Origin of the sequence: Nonomuraea sp. KM88, assembly GCF_052245635.1 — a bacterium.
Lineage (GTDB): Bacteria > Actinomycetota > Actinomycetes > Streptosporangiales > Streptosporangiaceae > Nonomuraea.
Genome location: NZ_JBQQCC010000003.1, coordinates 377,013 through 392,721, shown reverse-complemented (window position 1 = coordinate 392,721; position 15,709 = coordinate 377,013). Strand labels below are relative to the sequence as shown.

At 71.1% G+C, this 15,709-nt stretch carries 11 protein-coding genes; 9 read left to right on the top strand and 2 right to left on the bottom strand.

The features are described 5' to 3' along the window. The first annotated feature begins 22 nt into the window (after positions 1-22). Together trpB and trpA are read left to right on the top strand one after the other, a co-directional pair. Positions 23-1,228 carry a tryptophan synthase subunit beta gene (gene trpB / locus ACTWPV_RS11355; RefSeq protein ID WP_347621659.1) on the top strand — a complete coding sequence of 402 codons (1,206 nt, stop codon included), beginning with the start codon at positions 23-25 and terminating at the stop codon, positions 1,226-1,228. Between the two features lie 216 nt (positions 1,229-1,444). Next, positions 1,445-2,239 (top strand): tryptophan synthase subunit alpha, encoded by a 795-nt coding sequence (gene trpA / locus ACTWPV_RS11350; RefSeq protein WP_347642798.1) that lies wholly within the window; start codon positions 1,445-1,447, stop codon positions 2,237-2,239. 53 nt (positions 2,240-2,292) lie between these two features. Here the strand turns inward: trpA and ACTWPV_RS11345 are convergent, their stop codons facing one another. Further along, positions 2,293-2,874 (bottom strand): TetR/AcrR family transcriptional regulator, encoded by a 582-nt coding sequence (locus ACTWPV_RS11345; RefSeq protein WP_443151713.1) that lies wholly within the window; start codon positions 2,872-2,874, stop codon positions 2,293-2,295. Positions 2,875-3,090: 216 nt separating this feature from the next. On the opposite strand from ACTWPV_RS11345, the gene ACTWPV_RS11340 reads away from it, so the two are divergent. The 6 genes from ACTWPV_RS11340 (at position 3,091) to ACTWPV_RS11315 (ending at position 8,764) form a co-directional block, all read left to right on the top strand. Continuing rightward, the gene (locus ACTWPV_RS11340; protein ID WP_132600894.1) at positions 3,091-3,564 is read left to right on the top strand and encodes a MauE/DoxX family redox-associated membrane protein; all 474 of its coding nucleotides are present in this window, start codon (positions 3,091-3,093) and stop codon (positions 3,562-3,564) included. Further along, positions 3,561-4,325, top strand: coding sequence for a DsbA family protein (locus tag ACTWPV_RS11335; protein WP_443151712.1), 765 nt, complete (start codon positions 3,561-3,563; stop codon positions 4,323-4,325). The genes ACTWPV_RS11340 and ACTWPV_RS11335 overlap by 4 nt, the downstream gene beginning before the upstream one ends. 26 nt (positions 4,326-4,351) lie before the next feature. After that, positions 4,352-5,587 (top strand): prolipoprotein diacylglyceryl transferase, encoded by a 1,236-nt coding sequence (gene lgt, locus ACTWPV_RS11330; RefSeq protein ID WP_443151711.1) that lies wholly within the window; start codon positions 4,352-4,354, stop codon positions 5,585-5,587. Further along, positions 5,584-6,288, top strand: coding sequence for a VIT1/CCC1 transporter family protein (locus tag ACTWPV_RS11325; protein WP_443151710.1), 705 nt, complete (start codon positions 5,584-5,586; stop codon positions 6,286-6,288). The genes lgt and ACTWPV_RS11325 overlap by 4 nt, the downstream gene beginning before the upstream one ends. 1,067 nt (positions 6,289-7,355) lie before the next feature. Continuing rightward, positions 7,356-8,177 (top strand): hypothetical protein, encoded by an 822-nt coding sequence (locus ACTWPV_RS11320; protein WP_443151709.1) that lies wholly within the window; start codon positions 7,356-7,358, stop codon positions 8,175-8,177. After that, positions 8,177-8,764 (top strand): hypothetical protein, encoded by a 588-nt coding sequence (locus ACTWPV_RS11315; RefSeq protein WP_443151708.1) that lies wholly within the window; start codon positions 8,177-8,179, stop codon positions 8,762-8,764. Before ACTWPV_RS11320 ends, ACTWPV_RS11315 begins: the two co-directional genes overlap by 1 nt. A gap of 511 nt (positions 8,765-9,275) precedes the next feature. On the opposite strand, the gene ACTWPV_RS11310 is transcribed toward ACTWPV_RS11315, so the two are convergent. Beyond that, positions 9,276-10,850 (bottom strand): bis-aminopropyl spermidine synthase family protein, encoded by a 1,575-nt coding sequence (locus ACTWPV_RS11310; RefSeq protein WP_443151707.1) that lies wholly within the window; start codon positions 10,848-10,850, stop codon positions 9,276-9,278. A 319-nt stretch (positions 10,851-11,169) separates the two neighbouring features. Here ACTWPV_RS11310 and gltB point away from each other — a divergent pair, with 319 nt between their 5' ends. After that, complete coding sequence (gene gltB / locus ACTWPV_RS11305) at positions 11,170-15,675, top strand: glutamate synthase large subunit (protein ID WP_443151706.1); 4,506 nt, start codon at positions 11,170-11,172, stop codon at positions 15,673-15,675. Positions 15,676-15,709 lie beyond the last annotated feature (34 nt).

The window sequence follows — 15,709 nt, the reverse complement described above, 5'->3', positions numbered from 1 at the left end:
TTCCATCCTGACCGCCGCCGACCTGGCGGGCAACGGCGCGCACGGCGACGATCCCGACGTGCACGGCAAGTTCGGCATCTTCGGCGGCAGATATGTGCCGGAGGCCCTCATCCCGGCGCTCGACGAGGTGGCCGCGGTCTACGAGAAGGCCAAGAACGACGCGCAGTTCCTGCGCGAGTTCGACCACCTGCTGCGCACCTACGCCGGCCGGCCGACCACGCTGACCGACGTGCCGCGCTTCAGCGAGCAGGCCGGTGGCGCCCGGGTCGTGCTCAAGCGGGAGGACCTCACCCACACCGGCGCCCACAAGATCAACAATGTGCTGGGCCAGGCGCTGCTGACCAAGCGGCTGGGCAAGAAGCGGGTGATCGCCGAGACCGGCGCGGGCCAGCACGGCGTGGCCACGGCGACCGCCGCGGCCCTGCTCGGCCTGGAGTGCGTCATCTACATGGGCGCGGTCGACTGCGAGCGCCAGGCACTCAACGTCGCCAGGATGAAGCTGCTCGGCGCGACCGTGGTGCCGGTGACCAACGGCTCGCAGACGCTGAAGGACGCCATCAACGAGGCGTTCCGCGACTGGGTGACCAACGTCGACACCACCCACTACCTCTTCGGCACGGTCGCGGGCCCGCACCCGTTCCCCGAGATCGTGCGCGACTTCGCCCGCATCATCGGCGTGGAGGCCCGCCGCCAGATCCTCGAGCTGACCGGCCGGCTGCCCGACGCGGTGTGCGCCGCGGTCGGCGGCGGCAGCAACGCGATCGGCGCCTTCCACGCGTTCATCGGCGACGAGGGCGTGCAACTGCACGGCTACGAAGCCGCCGGTCGCGGCCTGGAGAGCGGCGAGCACGCGCTCACCCTCACCGCGGGCTCGGTCGGAGTGCTGCACGGCGCGCGCACCTACGTCCTGCAGGACGACGAGGGCCAGACCATCGAGTCCCACTCGATCTCCGCCGGGCTCGACTATCCGGGCGTCGGTCCCGAGCACGCCTGGCTGAGAGACTCCGGCCGCGCGACCTACCACGGCGTCACCGACGACCAGGCGATGGCCGCGTTCTCCCTGCTGGCCAGGACCGAGGGCATCATCCCCGCCATCGAGTCCTCCCACGCCCTGGCGGGCGCGCTGGAGCTCGGCCGCGAGCTCGGCCCGGAGGCCACCATCCTGGTCAACCTCTCCGGCCGCGGAGACAAGGACATGGGCACGGCGATGAAATACTTCAACCTCTGAGACCCGCCGAGGCCTCGGGACCTCCGAGCCCTCGGAGACCTTCGAGACCGCTGAGAGGCCGGGGCCGCCGGGACCACGCGGGCCGCTGACGGCCTGCGCCGGGCCGCTCGCCGCGCCGCCTCCCGCGACACCCAGGGCCTTCGTCGGCGCGGAGGATTCTGGGCGGGGCGCGCGGCAGGGCATCATGGTGAGACTCGACCTTCGAAACGGACAGACATGACGACTCTTCAGACGGTTTTCGCCAAGGCGAAGGCGGACAACCGGGCCGCGCTCGTCGGCTACCTGCCGGCGGGCTTCCCGTCCAAGGACGGCGCCATCGCCGCCGCCACGACCCTGGTGGAGGCCGGCTGCGACGTCATCGAGATCGGCCTCCCCTACTCCGACCCGCTCATGGACGGGCCCACCATCCAGGACGCCGTGCACAGGTCACTGGTCAACGGCACGCGCATCGCCGACGTGATGCGCACGGTCGAGGGGGTCGCCGCGACCGGTGCCGCCACGCTCGTCATGACCTACTGGAACCCCATCGACAAGTACGGCGCCGAGCGCTTCGCCCGCGACCTGGCCAACGCGGGCGGCGCGGGCACGATCACGCCCGACCTGACGCCCGAGGAGTCGGAGCCGTGGCGGGCCGCCTCGGCGGGCGCCGGCATCGACACCGTGTTCCTGGTGGCGCCCAGCTCGACGGAGCAGCGCATCAAGGCCGTCGTCGACTGCTGCACGGGTTTCGTCTACGCGGCCTCGCTCATGGGCGTCACGGGCGCCAGAGAGAGCGTCAACGTCGCCGCCGAGGGCCTCGTGCAGCGCACCCGCGCCCACACCGACCTGCCGGTGTGCGTGGGCCTGGGGGTCGGCACCGGCGATCAGGCGGCCGAGGTGGCGGCCTACGCCGACGGCGTCATCGTCGGGTCGGCGTTCATCCGCCGCATGCTCGACGCCCCCGACGAGGCAGCGGGCCGGGAGTCGATCGCCGTCCTCGCGAAAGACATGGCCAAGGGCGTGCGCCGCTGACACCGGCCGGCAGGCACGTCCACCGCCAGGGTGAGCAGCCCCTGCTCCGGGGCTCACGGCCGCACAGCCCTGGCGAACAGCCCGGCCAGCTCGTCGGCATATTCCGCCAGATCGGCGTTCGGGTCGGCCTCCAGCAGGAACGGCAGCCCGTCGAGCGCCCGCTGGATCGCCATCGCCATCACGCGAGTGTTGAACGCGCCGAACTCGCCGCTCTCCTGGCCCCGGACGAGAATGCGCTCGACGTGGGCCAGCACCGACAGGTCGGTGGCCGCGTCCTGTGCCGCAGAACCGCCTTCCGGCCTGAAGTTGAGGAAGATCTCCGTGGCGGCGCGCATCTCGGCGCGGTGACCGGCGATGTACTCCACCAGCGACCGGATGTAGGTCTCGAGCGCGGCGCCCGGCGTGGTCGCGGTGCTCACCCGCGCGGTCATGAACGCCCCCAGCTCGCTGTAGATCGTGCCGATCGCCTTGCCGATCAGCTCGTCCTTGCTGTCGAAGTGGTAGGAGATCAGCCGGGTGCTGCTGAGCCCGGCCCGCTCGGCGATCCTGGAGAAGGACGCCTGCCGATAGCCGAGCTCGGCGATCGTGGCGATGGTCGCGGCGACGATCTGTGCGCGCCGCGCGGAGCTCGTCACCGAATCCTCCCGTCTTACTTGCATGAGTAATTTTTAACTCATCCAAGTAAAACGCGCAACTCGGAGAGCCTGAACGAGGAAGCGGCTTAGCCGACGCTTATCGTGAACGTGATCGGATGGGAACCCGGTACTGTGCCCATCTCGGCACAGGGAAAGAGGAGATGGCCCGTGGTCGCGTCACAACCGTCACATCGAGCTACGTCAGCGATACCCTGGGTGACGGTCGTCGCCCGGCTGGTCCTGGGCGGAGTGCTGATCGCGGCGGGTGCGCTCAAGATCGGCAACCCGACGGACTCCGTGGTGGCGGTCAAGGCTTACCAGTTGCTGCCCGAGTCGATCGCCGTCCCGGTGGGCTACGCCCTGCCGATGCTGGAGATCGTGGTCGGCGTGCTGCTGGTCGTCGGTCTGCTGACCAGGGTGGCCGCGGTGGTCGCGGGGCTGCTCATGTTCGCGTTCGTCTTCGGCATCGCCTGGGCCTGGGCGAACGGCCTGCGGATCGACTGCGGCTGCTTCGGCGGCGGCGGCCAGTTGGGAAAGGGGCAGGAGCCCACCTACCTGCTCGACATCCTGCGTGACTTCGGCCTCGTGCTTCTCGGCGCCTGGATCACGCGTTTCCCGCCGGGCCGTTTCGCTCTCGACGGAGCACTCGGCCTGGGGGGCGATACTCGTGATGTGGAGGACGAAGGATGAGCAAGGGGCAGCGGACGAAGACCATGTCGAAGTCAGCGCGTGACAAGATCAAGGAACAGCAGGCCGCCGCTCGGGCCCAGGAGCGGCGCAGGAAGATCGTGACCTACGTGACCGCCGGAGTGGTGGCGGTGGCCGCGGTCGGAGCCGGCTGGTGGTATGCGGCCAGCACCTCTCAGTCGGAGGAGGCCTCCGGCGCGCTCGCACCCATCACGGTGCAGCCCGACGGCGCCGCCGTGATGGCCACGCAGGGTGTCACCGCGCCCGTGGTCGACATCTATGAGGACTTCCAGTGCCCCGCCTGCAAGGAGCTCGAGCGGGTCAGCGGGCAGACGTTCAAGAACCTCGCCGCCGAGGGTCTGGCGAAGGTGGTCTACCACCCCATCACGATCTTCTCGCAGGAGCCGACCAAGTCCAATTCCGTACGCGCGGGCAGTGCCTCCCGCTGCGTGGCCGACGGCAAGCAGTGGATGGCCTTCCACGACCTGCTCTTCGAGAACCAGCCGCCGGAGACCGAACCCGGTTTCAAGCCCGAGCAGCTCGTGCAGTGGGGCAAGGACGCCGGGGTCACGTCGCCGGGGTTCGAGCAGTGCGTCACCTCGGGCAAGCACGCCCAGGCGCAGCTGTCGTACAGCAAGAAGGTCAGCGATGAGCAGAAGCTCGACCATACGCCGACCGTGAAACTGAACGGCATAGAAATAGACAACGGGGTACTCTTCAGCCCACGAGAGTTGCGCGAAGAGATTACGAAGGCGGCCAAGTAGCCGCGCTTCCGCTACCCTCACGTGACATGCCCCTTGCCTCGATTCCCAGCCCTTCCCAAGGGGTCTGGTATCTCGGAATCATCCCGATCCGGGCTTATGCGCTCTGCATCGTGCTCGGCGTCATCGTCGCCGTCTGGCTGAGCGAGCGGCGTTGGCGCGCTCGTGGAGGCCAGCAGGGGACGATCATCGATATCGCGGTTCCCGCGGTCATCTTCGGTCTGATCGGCGGTCGCCTCTACCACGTCATCACCGACTGGCAGACCTATTTCGGCAGCCGCGCGATCAAGGAGCCCATCCAGGCGCTGTTCATCTGGGAGGGCGGTCTCGGCATCTGGGGCGCGGTCGCGCTCGGCGGCGTCGGCGTCTGGTGGTCCGTGCGCAAGCGCGGCATCTCCATGGGCGCCGTCGCCGACACGGTCGCCCCCGGCATCGCCTTCGCCCAGGGCATCGGCCGCTGGGGCAACTGGTTCAACCAGGAGCTGTACGGCTCGCCGACCACGCTGCCGTGGGGCCTGGAGATCGACGCCGCCCACGGGGGAGAGCCCGGGGTCCTCTACCACCCGACGTTCCTGTACGAGTCGGTCTGGGACATCGCGCTCGGCTTCGCGCTGCTGTTCGCCGGGCGGCGGTTCATGTTGCACCATGGCCGGCTGTTCGCCCTCTACGTCGCCGGCTACACCCTCGGCAGGTTCTGGATCGAGGGCCTGCGCATCGACCCGGTCGGCGGGGTCGACCACGCGGTGACCTTCCTCGGGCTCCGGATCAACCAGTGGACGTCGATCGTGCTGTTCGCGGGCGCGCTGGTCTACCTCTGGGCGATGAGGAAGAAGGACAGCGAAGAGATCGTCGTGCCCCTGTCCGAGCTTCCGGACCCGGCGCACGTGTCCGGCCAGGCCGACCCAGGCTCGCCCGACGCCCCTTCCCCGGCGTCGTCGGGCGACGCTGCTGACCCGCTGGCGGATGGGTCCGGCGGCGGCACGCCGGGTGAGCCCGGCGCGGAAGCGGCGACGCCCTCCGACGAGACCTCCCTGGCGGGGGACGACGCGGCCGGGGACGACGCGGCCCGGAACGACGCGGCGGGGGACGACGCGCCCGGGGCGGACGCGGCCCGGAGCGACGCGGCCGGGGCCGATGCGGCGGGGGCCGACGCGGCCGACGGCGGCGAGGACGATCGCGGGCCGAAGGGCGATGATCCGGCGCCCGGCGAGCCGGCGGAGATCCCCGAGGGTGAGGCCGCGACGAAGGGGAAGAACTCGCGATGAGCGGTCGCGCGGAGGCGCACCACCAGCACCGCGACGTCACCGGAGGCTGGTTGCGGCCATCGGTGTTCGGGGCGATGGATGGTCTGGTGTCGAACTTCGCGCTGATCGCGGGTGTCGCGGGCGGCACCGCCGACACCAAGGTCATCTCCCTCGCCGGTGTCGCCGGGCTCGCCGCGGGCGCGCTGTCCATGGCGGGTGGCGAATACGTCTCGGTGGCGAGCCAGCGCGAGCTGGCCCAGGCTGAGATCGCCGTCGAACGCCGCGAGCTCGCCCGTCACCCCGACGACGAACGCGTCGAGCTGGCGCAGACGTTCGTCGAGAAGGGCGTGTCCCCGGAACTGGCGGCCGAGGTCGCCCTGCAGATCTCGCAGAACCCCGAGCAGGCGCTGGAGGTTCACACCCGTAACGAGCTCGGCGTGGCCCCCGGCGACCTGCCGTCGCCGTCGCTGGCCGCGGTGTCGTCGTTCCTGTCGTTCAGCCTGGGGGCGGTGCTGCCGCTGCTGCCGTATCTCGTCGGGATGCGGAGCCTGACGGTGTCGGCGGTGATCTCCTGCGTGGCCCTGTTCGCGGCGGGCGCGCTCGTCTCGACGGTGACCGCCCGTAACTGGTGGTATTCCGGGGTGCGGCAGCTCGTGGTGGGCGGGGTGGCCGCCGCGGTCACGTTCGCGCTGGGCAACCTGATCGGGGCGGCGGTGCTGTGATGGCCCGCAGAAGAGCCGCGCCCGGTTCCGGCAACCCCTCACGAAGCCCTCACGACGGTGCCCGCCCCGCATCCGACCCCCAGGGCGGCGGCCAGCACGCCGCGGGCGAGCGTAGTGGTGAGTGGCCTGCGGCGGAGGGTCGTGGTGACGGCTGGCCTGCGGCGGGTGCGCAAGGCCAGGGGCCGTTCTCGGGGGTCGAGGGCGCGCACGCGGACGGCGCGGACCGGTCCGCGGGCTCCCGTGGCGGCCGGAGGGCGCGCGTACGTGGCCGCAGGCAGCAGGTGCCCCCCGACGTCGATGGCACGAGCTCCCGTGGCCGGTCAGCGGACGGTGATGACCGGACCGGGGGCCGATCCGGCGGCGGTTGGCCCGCTACGGCGAGCGGGGAGGGCGACGGCGGCCGGTCGGCCCGTACGCGTGGAGGGCGCAGGTCGGCCCGCCGGGCCGCCGCCGACCCACTCTCAGGCGATCCGGGCACCGGTCCCTTCGGATCCGGCACCAGCACCGGGCCGTTCGGCGCAGAGCCGGCGGGCGGGAGCTTCCACGGCGGCACCGGGCAGCCCGGACCAGAAGGCGGCGGTGCCGGCTGGTTCCGCGAAGACGGTCGCGGTCCCGGCCGGCCCGGTGGCGAGGGGACCGGCCGCACCGGGGGCCGTAGGGATGGTGGGCGGTCCGGCGGTGCTGAGGATGTCGGCTGGCAGGAAGGCCGTAGGGGTGTGGGCCGGTCCGGCGGGCCTGAGGATGCGGGTCGGACCGGCCGTAGGGGTCTGGGGCGGTCCGGCGGCGCTGGGGAGGGTGGCCGGCCGGAGGATCGGCGGGGCGCTGGGCGGCCTGTAGGCGGGGAGACCGGATGGTCCGATGGCAGGGGCGGTGCCGGGCGATCCGATGGTCAGGGCGGTGCGGCCTGGCCGGAAGACGGAGGTGGCACCGGGCAGCGCGAGGCCGGTACGTCGGAAGGCGGCAGGCGGGCAAGTGGCCGTGCCGAGCGCTCCGGGGGCAGGGTCAAGCTGCGGGGCAGCGCCGGGTGGCCGCTGCAGGAGGACGGTGGCACGGGCGAGGCCGCGGCCGTGGGGCGGAGGGCGGGCACGCCCTCGCGCAAGCGGCGGCGTACGCCTCCGTCCGACTGGCAGTTCCCGCTGCTCACCGCCTGGGGCCTGCGTCCTGATCAGCAGCGGTTGCTCGTGATCATCGCCGCGGTCGTGGGCGTGCTGGCCGGTGGCACGGGGCTGGTGTTCGCCGTGGGCTCCATCGGCGAGTACACGCCTCAGCAGCGAACGAGTGCCGCCGTGGTCGCGCCCGGCTCGACGTTGCCGCGGATCTTCCACGGCTGGAGCTCGCCCAAACTGTTCGCCCCGCTGACCGACAGGACCAAGGACAAGCGCGCGCTGACGAAGAAGGAAATGTTCGGCCACAAACAGCTCTCCGTCACCAAGAAGCTCAAGCTCAAGCTGGTCGCCAAGCAACTCGACGCCGACTGTGCGGCGGCTCTGTGGGGGGAGACCGTGGTGGAACAGGTCTCCGACGCCGGATGCAGCCAGGCCGCCCGTGGCCTGTACGTCAGCTCCGACGGCCGCTATGTCGGCCAGTACACGCTACTCAACCTGAAGGACGGCAAGTCGGCCGCCGCCCTGGTGGAGTCGTTGAAGACCGACTATCGGGGCGGGTGGACGATCCCCCTGCCCTCCTCCAAGGCGTCCTTCCCCTCGGGGGGCTACTCCGAGGCGGGCGGCTACGCGCTGGGGCACTATGTCGGCCTTGTCTGGCTCGGCAGAACCGACGGCGCAGAACCGACCGCCAAGGACGACTTCGTCTCCCTGACCTTGGCGTTGCGCGGCGCGGAGAAGCCCGTCTACCGCAGGGTCGTCTCGCTCACAGGGCCGTTGGCCTGATGTCACGTCGTCTCCTCATCCCCGTGGTGATCGCCGCCCTGATGGCCGTCGCCGCGGGCGGCTGGTGGTGGTTGCGCCGCGACGAACCCCGCCCGTCGGCCTTCCACGCCGAGCCCACTTCCGCCTTCTACGCGGCCATCGACGACCGCAAGAACGACGCCGCCCCGCTCACCCGGCAGGAGGTCTTCACCTCCGCGGTCAAGACCCTGGGGGCCATGCGGCTGGAGAGCACCCAGCAGTTCAGCGACTGCGACGAGGTCCTGTGGGGGGCGTCGGCCTCCGGCTGCACGCAGGCGCTCCAGGGCGTCTACAGGGGCAACCTGACCGCGGGCCAGTTCGTCATCTTCAACATGGGTGACGGGCGAGCCTCCGACGCGCTGGTGTCGGCCCTGGGCAAGGACGGGTTCGTACGCCAGGGCATCGCCTTCGAGGCCGCCGGCAGTCGCGCGCAGGTGCGTGCCATGGGCCACTACGTGACGGTGAGCTGGGTCGGCGGCACCGCGCCCGCGCAGGAACTCCTCGCGGCGCTGGTGGCACTCGACGGCTTGGGCCGTGTCGTCCAGGACCGCGTCGTCGACGCCACCTGACCTCGAAACGGCGCCGACTCGGTCCGGTGCCGAATCTGGGTACGTAGCCGCACTTCGGATGGGGCCGGTCTCGGCTCAGGGCGGACGGTTCGGCGCTCCGCCTCCGGCAGGACGCCGTGCTGTCGCCTGGCGACCCTGGAAGCCGCGGGCTCAGCCGGTGGGTGCGAGCCCGATGGTGTCCGGCGGGCGCCGGACAGGGATGCCGCGCGTGTCCGGGTGGCGGGTGCCGGCCCTCTGGCCGGTACGGACCTGCGCGCGGGCGATCGGTGGGGTCCGAAGAAGATGGTGCCGGGGGAGGCGCTGGGAGAGACGGCCGGGGTGACGGGCCTGGACGACGTGGTGTCGGGGAGGCGGGGCCAGGGAAAGCGGGGCCAGGGAAAGCGGGGCCAGGGAAGGCGGGGCCTGGGCCGGGAGCGGCGCCCGGCCCCGGTCAGCGCGGCGAGCGGCGCCAGGTACGTGTACTGGTCTGCGGGAAGTGGCGCCGGGGGAGGCTGAGCGCTGGGAAAGCCGGTCAGGAGGCGGCGCCGGGGGACGTCGGGGTGGGGGAGGTCGAGGTCAGGGACGTGACGGTTGCGGACACCGCCTCGGGGAGGCTGGACAGGCGGTGCAGCGGCGCCTCCAGCGGGGTCAGGTCTTCCGCCCAGGGGGCCGCCTCGCGGATGAGGGCCCTGGCGTCGTTCTTGGTGAGCGTGGCGCCCTGCTCCCGGGCCGCCGCGATGAGGGCCTCGCGCCACGTGTTGGCCAGCTTGGCGTGACCGTTGTCCAGGATCCTGCGCAGCACGCGGGCCGCCGGGTCGCCGGGCTGCGGGAGGCGCACGGCGTCGAGCATGTCCTCGCCGGTGCTCGACGTGTAGACGGCGGACAGCACGCCGGGCAGGGGCGGCAGACCGGCGCCCAGGACGCGTACGTGAGAGGCGCGCGTCGCCAGGAGCAGGCGGGGGAGCGCTGCCTCCAGGCCGGGCGGCAGGGCGACGGCCACGCGGTCGGAGGCGGCCGCGTACGGCTTGGCGAGCCAGGTCGACACCTTGACCCGTGGTTGGGTGAGCTCCTTGGGCCATTCGCCCACCAGCAGGTCGGGCTCGAAGCCCGAAATGCCCCTCTCTGGGGCTGAGATGCCCTTGTGGGCGTTTTCTACAGCTTGTGGGCCTTGGGTGTAGATGGCGGTGGACTGGCGGCTCAGGCGGGACGTCACGGCCGGGCGGGTCTTGCTGGTGGGCCGGAGGATGTACAGGTCGGCCGCCGAGCCGATGGCCTCCGCGCCGAAATAGCGGTTGAAGTCGGGGTAGATGGCTTCGTAGGCGAGGTTGAGGTCGGCCAGCGCCTGCTGGACCTTGAACGCCAGCATGGGCATGCGCTCGCCGGCGCCGTAGGCCAGCAGCACCCGCCCGTCGTCCTTCAGCCCCTCCACGGCGCGAGCCACGAACAGGCCGACGCCCTCCGGTGTGTACGGCGGGTCGGTGAGCGCCAGGTCGTGGCCCCTGGCCGAGGCGGGCAGGCCGAGCCGCAGGTCGGCCCAGCGGGTGCGGACGCCGAGCTCCTGGGCGTCGATGTAGGCCAGGATGCGCTCGTCGATGTCGGCCACCGTGACCTCGGTCTCAGGGTGGACGAGCTTGACGGCCAGCGAGGTCAGGTCGTGGTCGCCCACGCACAGCAGGCGCGTGCCCGGCAGCCAGAAGCGGGCGCCGAGCAGCAGTGCCCGCCGCAGCACGGTCTCGGGCGTGGCGGCGACGTGGTCGAGGACGTGGCGGGCGCGCGGGGCGCCGGCGATGAGGTCGCTCAGGCGGTCGAGCGCGTCGGAGTAGTGGGGGAGCAGGTGGGCGACCGGGTCCTCCGGTGGCGGTGCGACGGCGAAGAGGTCCTGGTAGGCGGGGGTCCTGGTGAGCGGCACGCGGAAGGCGTCGCCGGATCGCTCCAGGGGCAGCTCGCGGAGCAGCGCCTCGATGGCGCGCCTCGACGTGGCGGTCTCGCGGACCAGGCCGGCGAGCCTCCACCACTGGCCGTCGCACACCAGCGTCAGCGCGTGCCTCAGCCGCCTGCTGTCGGCCCCGGCCTCTCGGAGCAGGCGCTCGACCCCGTCACGGTCCATGGGCAAACCCTATCGAGGTGCCAGGGTTGCGCCGGAACGCTCGCGCAGCGCGCCCGGCGAGCCGCCCGCCGGGCGGGGCCGGCGAAAAATCGTCATCTCTGCCGCATACAGGTGCGCCCAAGCGGGAATGACACGGGCCTCGCGCAGAGTTTGGGATAGAGAGTTCGGATGCTGGACCTGCCCGAATGTTCGCAATGCGGACGTGGCGGGCACCATTCCGGCATGGTGTTGTAACCTCTACCCACGATACGCAGCAGGGCCAACGTCGTCCCCGCCTGTAGAGCAGTTCGAGACAGACGATGACGACGGGAGGGACTACATGCCTGCTGCCCACCTCGGGTTCCCCGAGCCTCAGGGCCTCTACCACCCCGCCAGCGAGCACGACGCCTGCGGTGTCGCCATGGTCGCCGACGTCGCGGGACGCCGTGGTCACGGCATCGTGGTCAAGGCGCTGACGGCGTTGTGCAACCTCGATCACCGGGGGGCCAAGGGTAGCGAGCCGGACACCGGCGACGGAGCCGGGATCCTGACGCAGATTCCCGACGAGTTCTACCGCGCGACCGTGCCGTTCGCGCTGCCCGGCGCCGGCGCCTACGCGTCCGGCATCGCCTTCCTGCCGATCGACGAGGAGGCCAGGCGCGTCGCCGTCGGCCTGATCGAGGAGATCGCGGCCGAGGAGGGCCTCACCGTGCTCGGCTGGCGGGAACTGCCCGTCGACCGCGCTCTTCCCGGGCCCAGCGCCCGGGCCGTCATGCCGCACTTCGCCCAGCTGTTCGTGTCGGGACCCGGCGGGCTGGAGGGGCAGGAGCTCGACCGGCTCGCGTTCTGCCTGCGCAAGCGGGCCGAGCACGAGGCCGACGTGTACTTCCCTTCGCTGTCGGCCAGGACGATCGTCTACAAGGGCATGCTCACGCCCGACCAGGTCGAGCCGTTCTTCCCCGACCTGAGCGACGAGCGTTACGCGACCGCGATCGCGCTGGTGCACTCGCGGTTCTCCACCAACACGTTCCCCAGCTGGCCGCTGGCCCACCCCTACCGTTACGTCGCCCACAACGGCGAGATCAACACGGTCAAGGGCAACCGCAACTGGATGCGGGCGCGCGAGGCGATGCTGAAGTCCGCCGACATTCCTGGCGATATTTCACGACTTTTCCCCATCTGTGACCCGGATGGCAGCGACACCGCCAGCTTCGACGAGGCCCTTGAGCTGCTGCACATCGGCGGCCGGAGCCTGCCCCACGCCGTGCTCATGATGATCCCCGAGGCGTGGGAGAACCACACCGAGATGGACCCCGCGCGGCGGGCCTTCTACGAGTTCCACTCCACGTTGATGGAGGCATGGGACGGCCCCGCCTCGATCACGTTCACCGACGGCACCATGGCCGGCGCGGTGCTCGACCGCAACGGCCTGCGCCCCGGCCGCTTCTGGGTGACCGCCGACGGCCTGGTCGTGCTGGCCTCCGAGGCCGGCGTGCTCGACTTCAGGCCCGACGACATCGTCAGGAAGGGTCGCCTGCAGCCGGGCCGCATGTTCCTCATCGACACCGCCCGCGGCAAGATCATCGAGGATGACGAGATCAAGGCCGAGCTCGCGGCCGAGCTGCCGTACGCCGACTGGCTCCACGCGGGCCTGGTCCGCTTCGAGGAGCTGCCCGCGCGACAGCGCGAGATCCCGACGCACGAGGCGCTCATCAGGCGGCAGCAGACCTTCGGCTACACCGAGGAAGAGCTGCGCGTCATCCTGTCGCCGATGGCCAGGGCCGGTGCCGAGCCGATCGGCTCCATGGGCACCGACACACCCGTGGCCGTGCTGAGCGAGAAGCCGCGCCTCCTGTACGACTACTTCACGCAGCTGTTCGCGCAGGTCACGAACCCGCCGCTGGACGCCATCCGTGAAGAGCTGGTCACCTCGCTGGCCAGCACGCTCGGGCCCGAGGGCAACCTGCTCGACCCCGGCCCCACGTCGTGCCGCCAGCTCGTGCTGCCGTACCCGGTGCTCGACAACGAAGAGCTCGCCAAGATCATCCACATCAACGACGAGGGTGACCTGCCCGGCTTCCACCCGTACGTCATCAGCGGGCTCTACGACGTGGCCGGCGGCGGCCAGGCGCTGCTGCGGCGCCTGGAGGAGATCAGGACGGAGGCGTCCCAGGCGATCGCCGCCGGCGCGCGCGTCATCGTGCTGTCCGACCGGGGCTCGTCCGAGACGCTGGCGCCGATCCCGGCGCTCCTGCTGACCGGCGCGGTGCACCACCACCTGATCCAGGAGAAGACCCGCACCAAGATCGGGCTGGTCATCGAGACCGGCGAGGCCCGCGAGTGCCACCACATGGCGCTGCTCATCGGCTACGGCGCCGGCGCGGTCAACCCCTACCTCGCCGTCGAGACCGTCGAGGACCTCGTCGACTCGGGCGCGCTCCAGCTCGACAAGCACAAGGCCGTACGCAACCTGATCAAGGCCTACGGCAAGGGCGTCATCAAGGTCATGTCCAAGATGGGCGTGTCCACGGTGGCCTCCTACACCGGCGCCCAGATCTTCGAGGCGCTCGGCCTGAGCCAGGAGGTCATCGACTCCTGCTTCACCGGCACCACCTCGCGCCTGGGCGGCGTCGGCTTCGACGTCCTGGCCAAGGAGATCGAGCTCCGGCACCGCCACGCCTACCCGCGCGTGCCGAACGCCCACCGCAACCTTCAGGTCGGCGGCGAATACCAGTGGCGGCGCGAGGGCGAGCCCCACCTGTTCAACCCCGAGACCGTCTTCAAGCTGCAGCACGCCACCAGGACCCGCCGCTACGAGATCTTCAAGGAGTACACGAACCTCGTCGACTCCCAGGCGGAGCGGCTGATGACCCTGCGCGGTCTGTTCAAGCTGCGCAGGGGCACGCCGATCCCCATCGAGGAGGTCGAGCCCGCCTCGGAGATCGTCAAGCGCTTCTCCACGGGCGCGATGTCGTACGGCTCGATCTCGATGGAGGCGCACGAGACGCTCGCCATCGCGATGAACCGGCTCGGCGGCAAGTCCAACACCGGTGAGGGCGGAGAGGACCCCGAGCGGCTCCACGACCCGGCGCGCCGCAGCGCCATCAAGCAGGTGGCCTCCGGGCGCTTCGGCGTCACCAGCGAATATCTGGTCAACGCGGCCGACCTGCAGATCAAGATGGCCCAGGGCGCCAAGCCCGGCGAGGGCGGCCAGCTGCCCGGCCACAAGGTCTATCCGTGGATCGCCAAGACCCGGCACTCGACGCCCGGCGTCGGCCTCATCTCGCCGCCGCCGCACCACGACATCTACTCGATCGAGGACCTCGCCCAGCTCATCCACGACCTGAAGAACTCCAACCCGGAGTCCAGGGTCCACGTGAAGCTGGTCGCCGAGGTAGGCGTCGGCACGGTCGCCGCGGGCGTGTCGAAGGCGCACGCCGACGTGGTGCTCATCTCCGGGCACGACGGCGGCACCGGCGCCTCGCCGCTGACCTCGCTCAAGCACGCGGGCGCCCCGTGGGAGCTCGGCCTGGCCGAGACCCAGCAGACGCTGCTCCTCAACGACCTGCGCGACCGCATCGTCGTCCAGGTCGACGGCCAGCTCAAGACCGGCCGCGACGTCATCATCGCCGCCCTGCTCGGCGCCGAGGAGTACGGCTTCGCCACCGCGCCCCTCGTCGTCTCCGGCTGCGTGATGATGCGGGTCTGCCACCTCGACACCTGCCCCGTGGGCGTCGCCACGCAGAACCCCGAGCTGCGCAAGCGCTTCACCGGCAAGCCCGAGTTCGTGGTCAACTTCTTCGAGTTCATCGCCGAGGAGATCCGCGAATATCTGGCCGAGCTGGGCTTCCGCTCGCTCGACGAGGCCATCGGGCACGTCGAGCTGCTCGACACGACGGCGGCCGAGGACCACTGGAAGGCCGGCGGGCTCGACCTGTCGCCGATCCTGCACCGGCCGGAGCTGCCCGCGGGCACCGCGCTGCGGCGCGTCGTCGAGCAGGACCACGGGCTCCAGCACGCCCTCGACAACACGCTGATCCAGCTCGCCGAGGGCGCCCTCGCGAACGGCACCCCCGTGACGCTGGACCTGCCCATCCGCAACGTCAACCGCACGGTCGGCACCATGCTCGGCTACCAGGTGACCAAGCGCCACGGCGGCAAGGGCCTGCCCGACAACACCATCGACATCTCGTTCACCGGTTCGGCGGGCAACTCGTTCGGCGCGTTCGTGCCGCGCGGGATCACGCTGCGGCTGACCGGCGACGCGAACGACTATCTCGGCAAGGGCCTGTCCGGCGGGCGGATCACCGTCCGGCCGCACGAGGCGGCCCCGCTCGACGGCCACATCATCGCCGGCAACGTCGCCCTGTACGGCGCCACGTCCGGCGAGGTGTTCGTCCGCGGCGTCGTCGGCGAGCGCTTCTGCGTGCGCAACTCCGGCGCCACGGCGGTCGTCGAGGGCGTGGGCGACCACGGCTGCGAGTACATGACCGGGGGCAGGGCCGTGGTGCTCGGCCAGACCGGGCGCAACTTCGCGGCCGGCATGTCGGGCGGCGTCGCGTACCTGCTGGATCTCAAGCCCGAGCGGGTCAACCGCGAGATGGTCGCCATCGAGGCGCTCTCCGAGCGGGACGCCGAGTTCCTCAAGGAGACCGTCGAGAAGCACTTCGCGGAGACCGGCTCGCCGATCGCCAAGCAGCTGCTCGCCGACTGGGACGCCGCGCTCGGCAGGTTCGGCAAGGTCATGCCGACCGACTACAAGAGGGTGCTGGAGGCCGCCGAGGCCGCCCGCATCGAAGGCAGGAACGTCGACGAGGCCGTCATGGCGGCCGCGGTGCAGTCATGACCCGCCGTAATGAGCCGTGCCGCCATGGCGGGCT

Excerpts from the sequence above, each read along its gene's own strand:
- trpA (WP_347642798.1), top strand. The coding sequence starts at position 1,445 with ATGACGACTCTTCAGACGGTTTTCGCCAAGGCGAAGGCGGACAACCGG.
- ACTWPV_RS11335 (WP_443151712.1), top strand. The coding sequence starts at position 3,561 with ATGAGCAAGGGGCAGCGGACGAAGACCATGTCGAAGTCAGCGCGTGAC.
- lgt (WP_443151711.1), top strand. The coding sequence starts at position 4,352 with ATGCCCCTTGCCTCGATTCCCAGCCCTTCCCAAGGGGTCTGGTATCTC.
- ACTWPV_RS11325 (WP_443151710.1), top strand. The coding sequence starts at position 5,584 with ATGAGCGGTCGCGCGGAGGCGCACCACCAGCACCGCGACGTCACCGGA.
- ACTWPV_RS11315 (WP_443151708.1), top strand. The coding sequence starts at position 8,177 with ATGTCACGTCGTCTCCTCATCCCCGTGGTGATCGCCGCCCTGATGGCC.
- ACTWPV_RS11310 (WP_443151707.1), bottom strand. The coding sequence starts at position 10,850 with ATGGACCGTGACGGGGTCGAGCGCCTGCTCCGAGAGGCCGGGGCCGAC.
- gltB (WP_443151706.1), top strand. The coding sequence starts at position 11,170 with ATGCCTGCTGCCCACCTCGGGTTCCCCGAGCCTCAGGGCCTCTACCAC.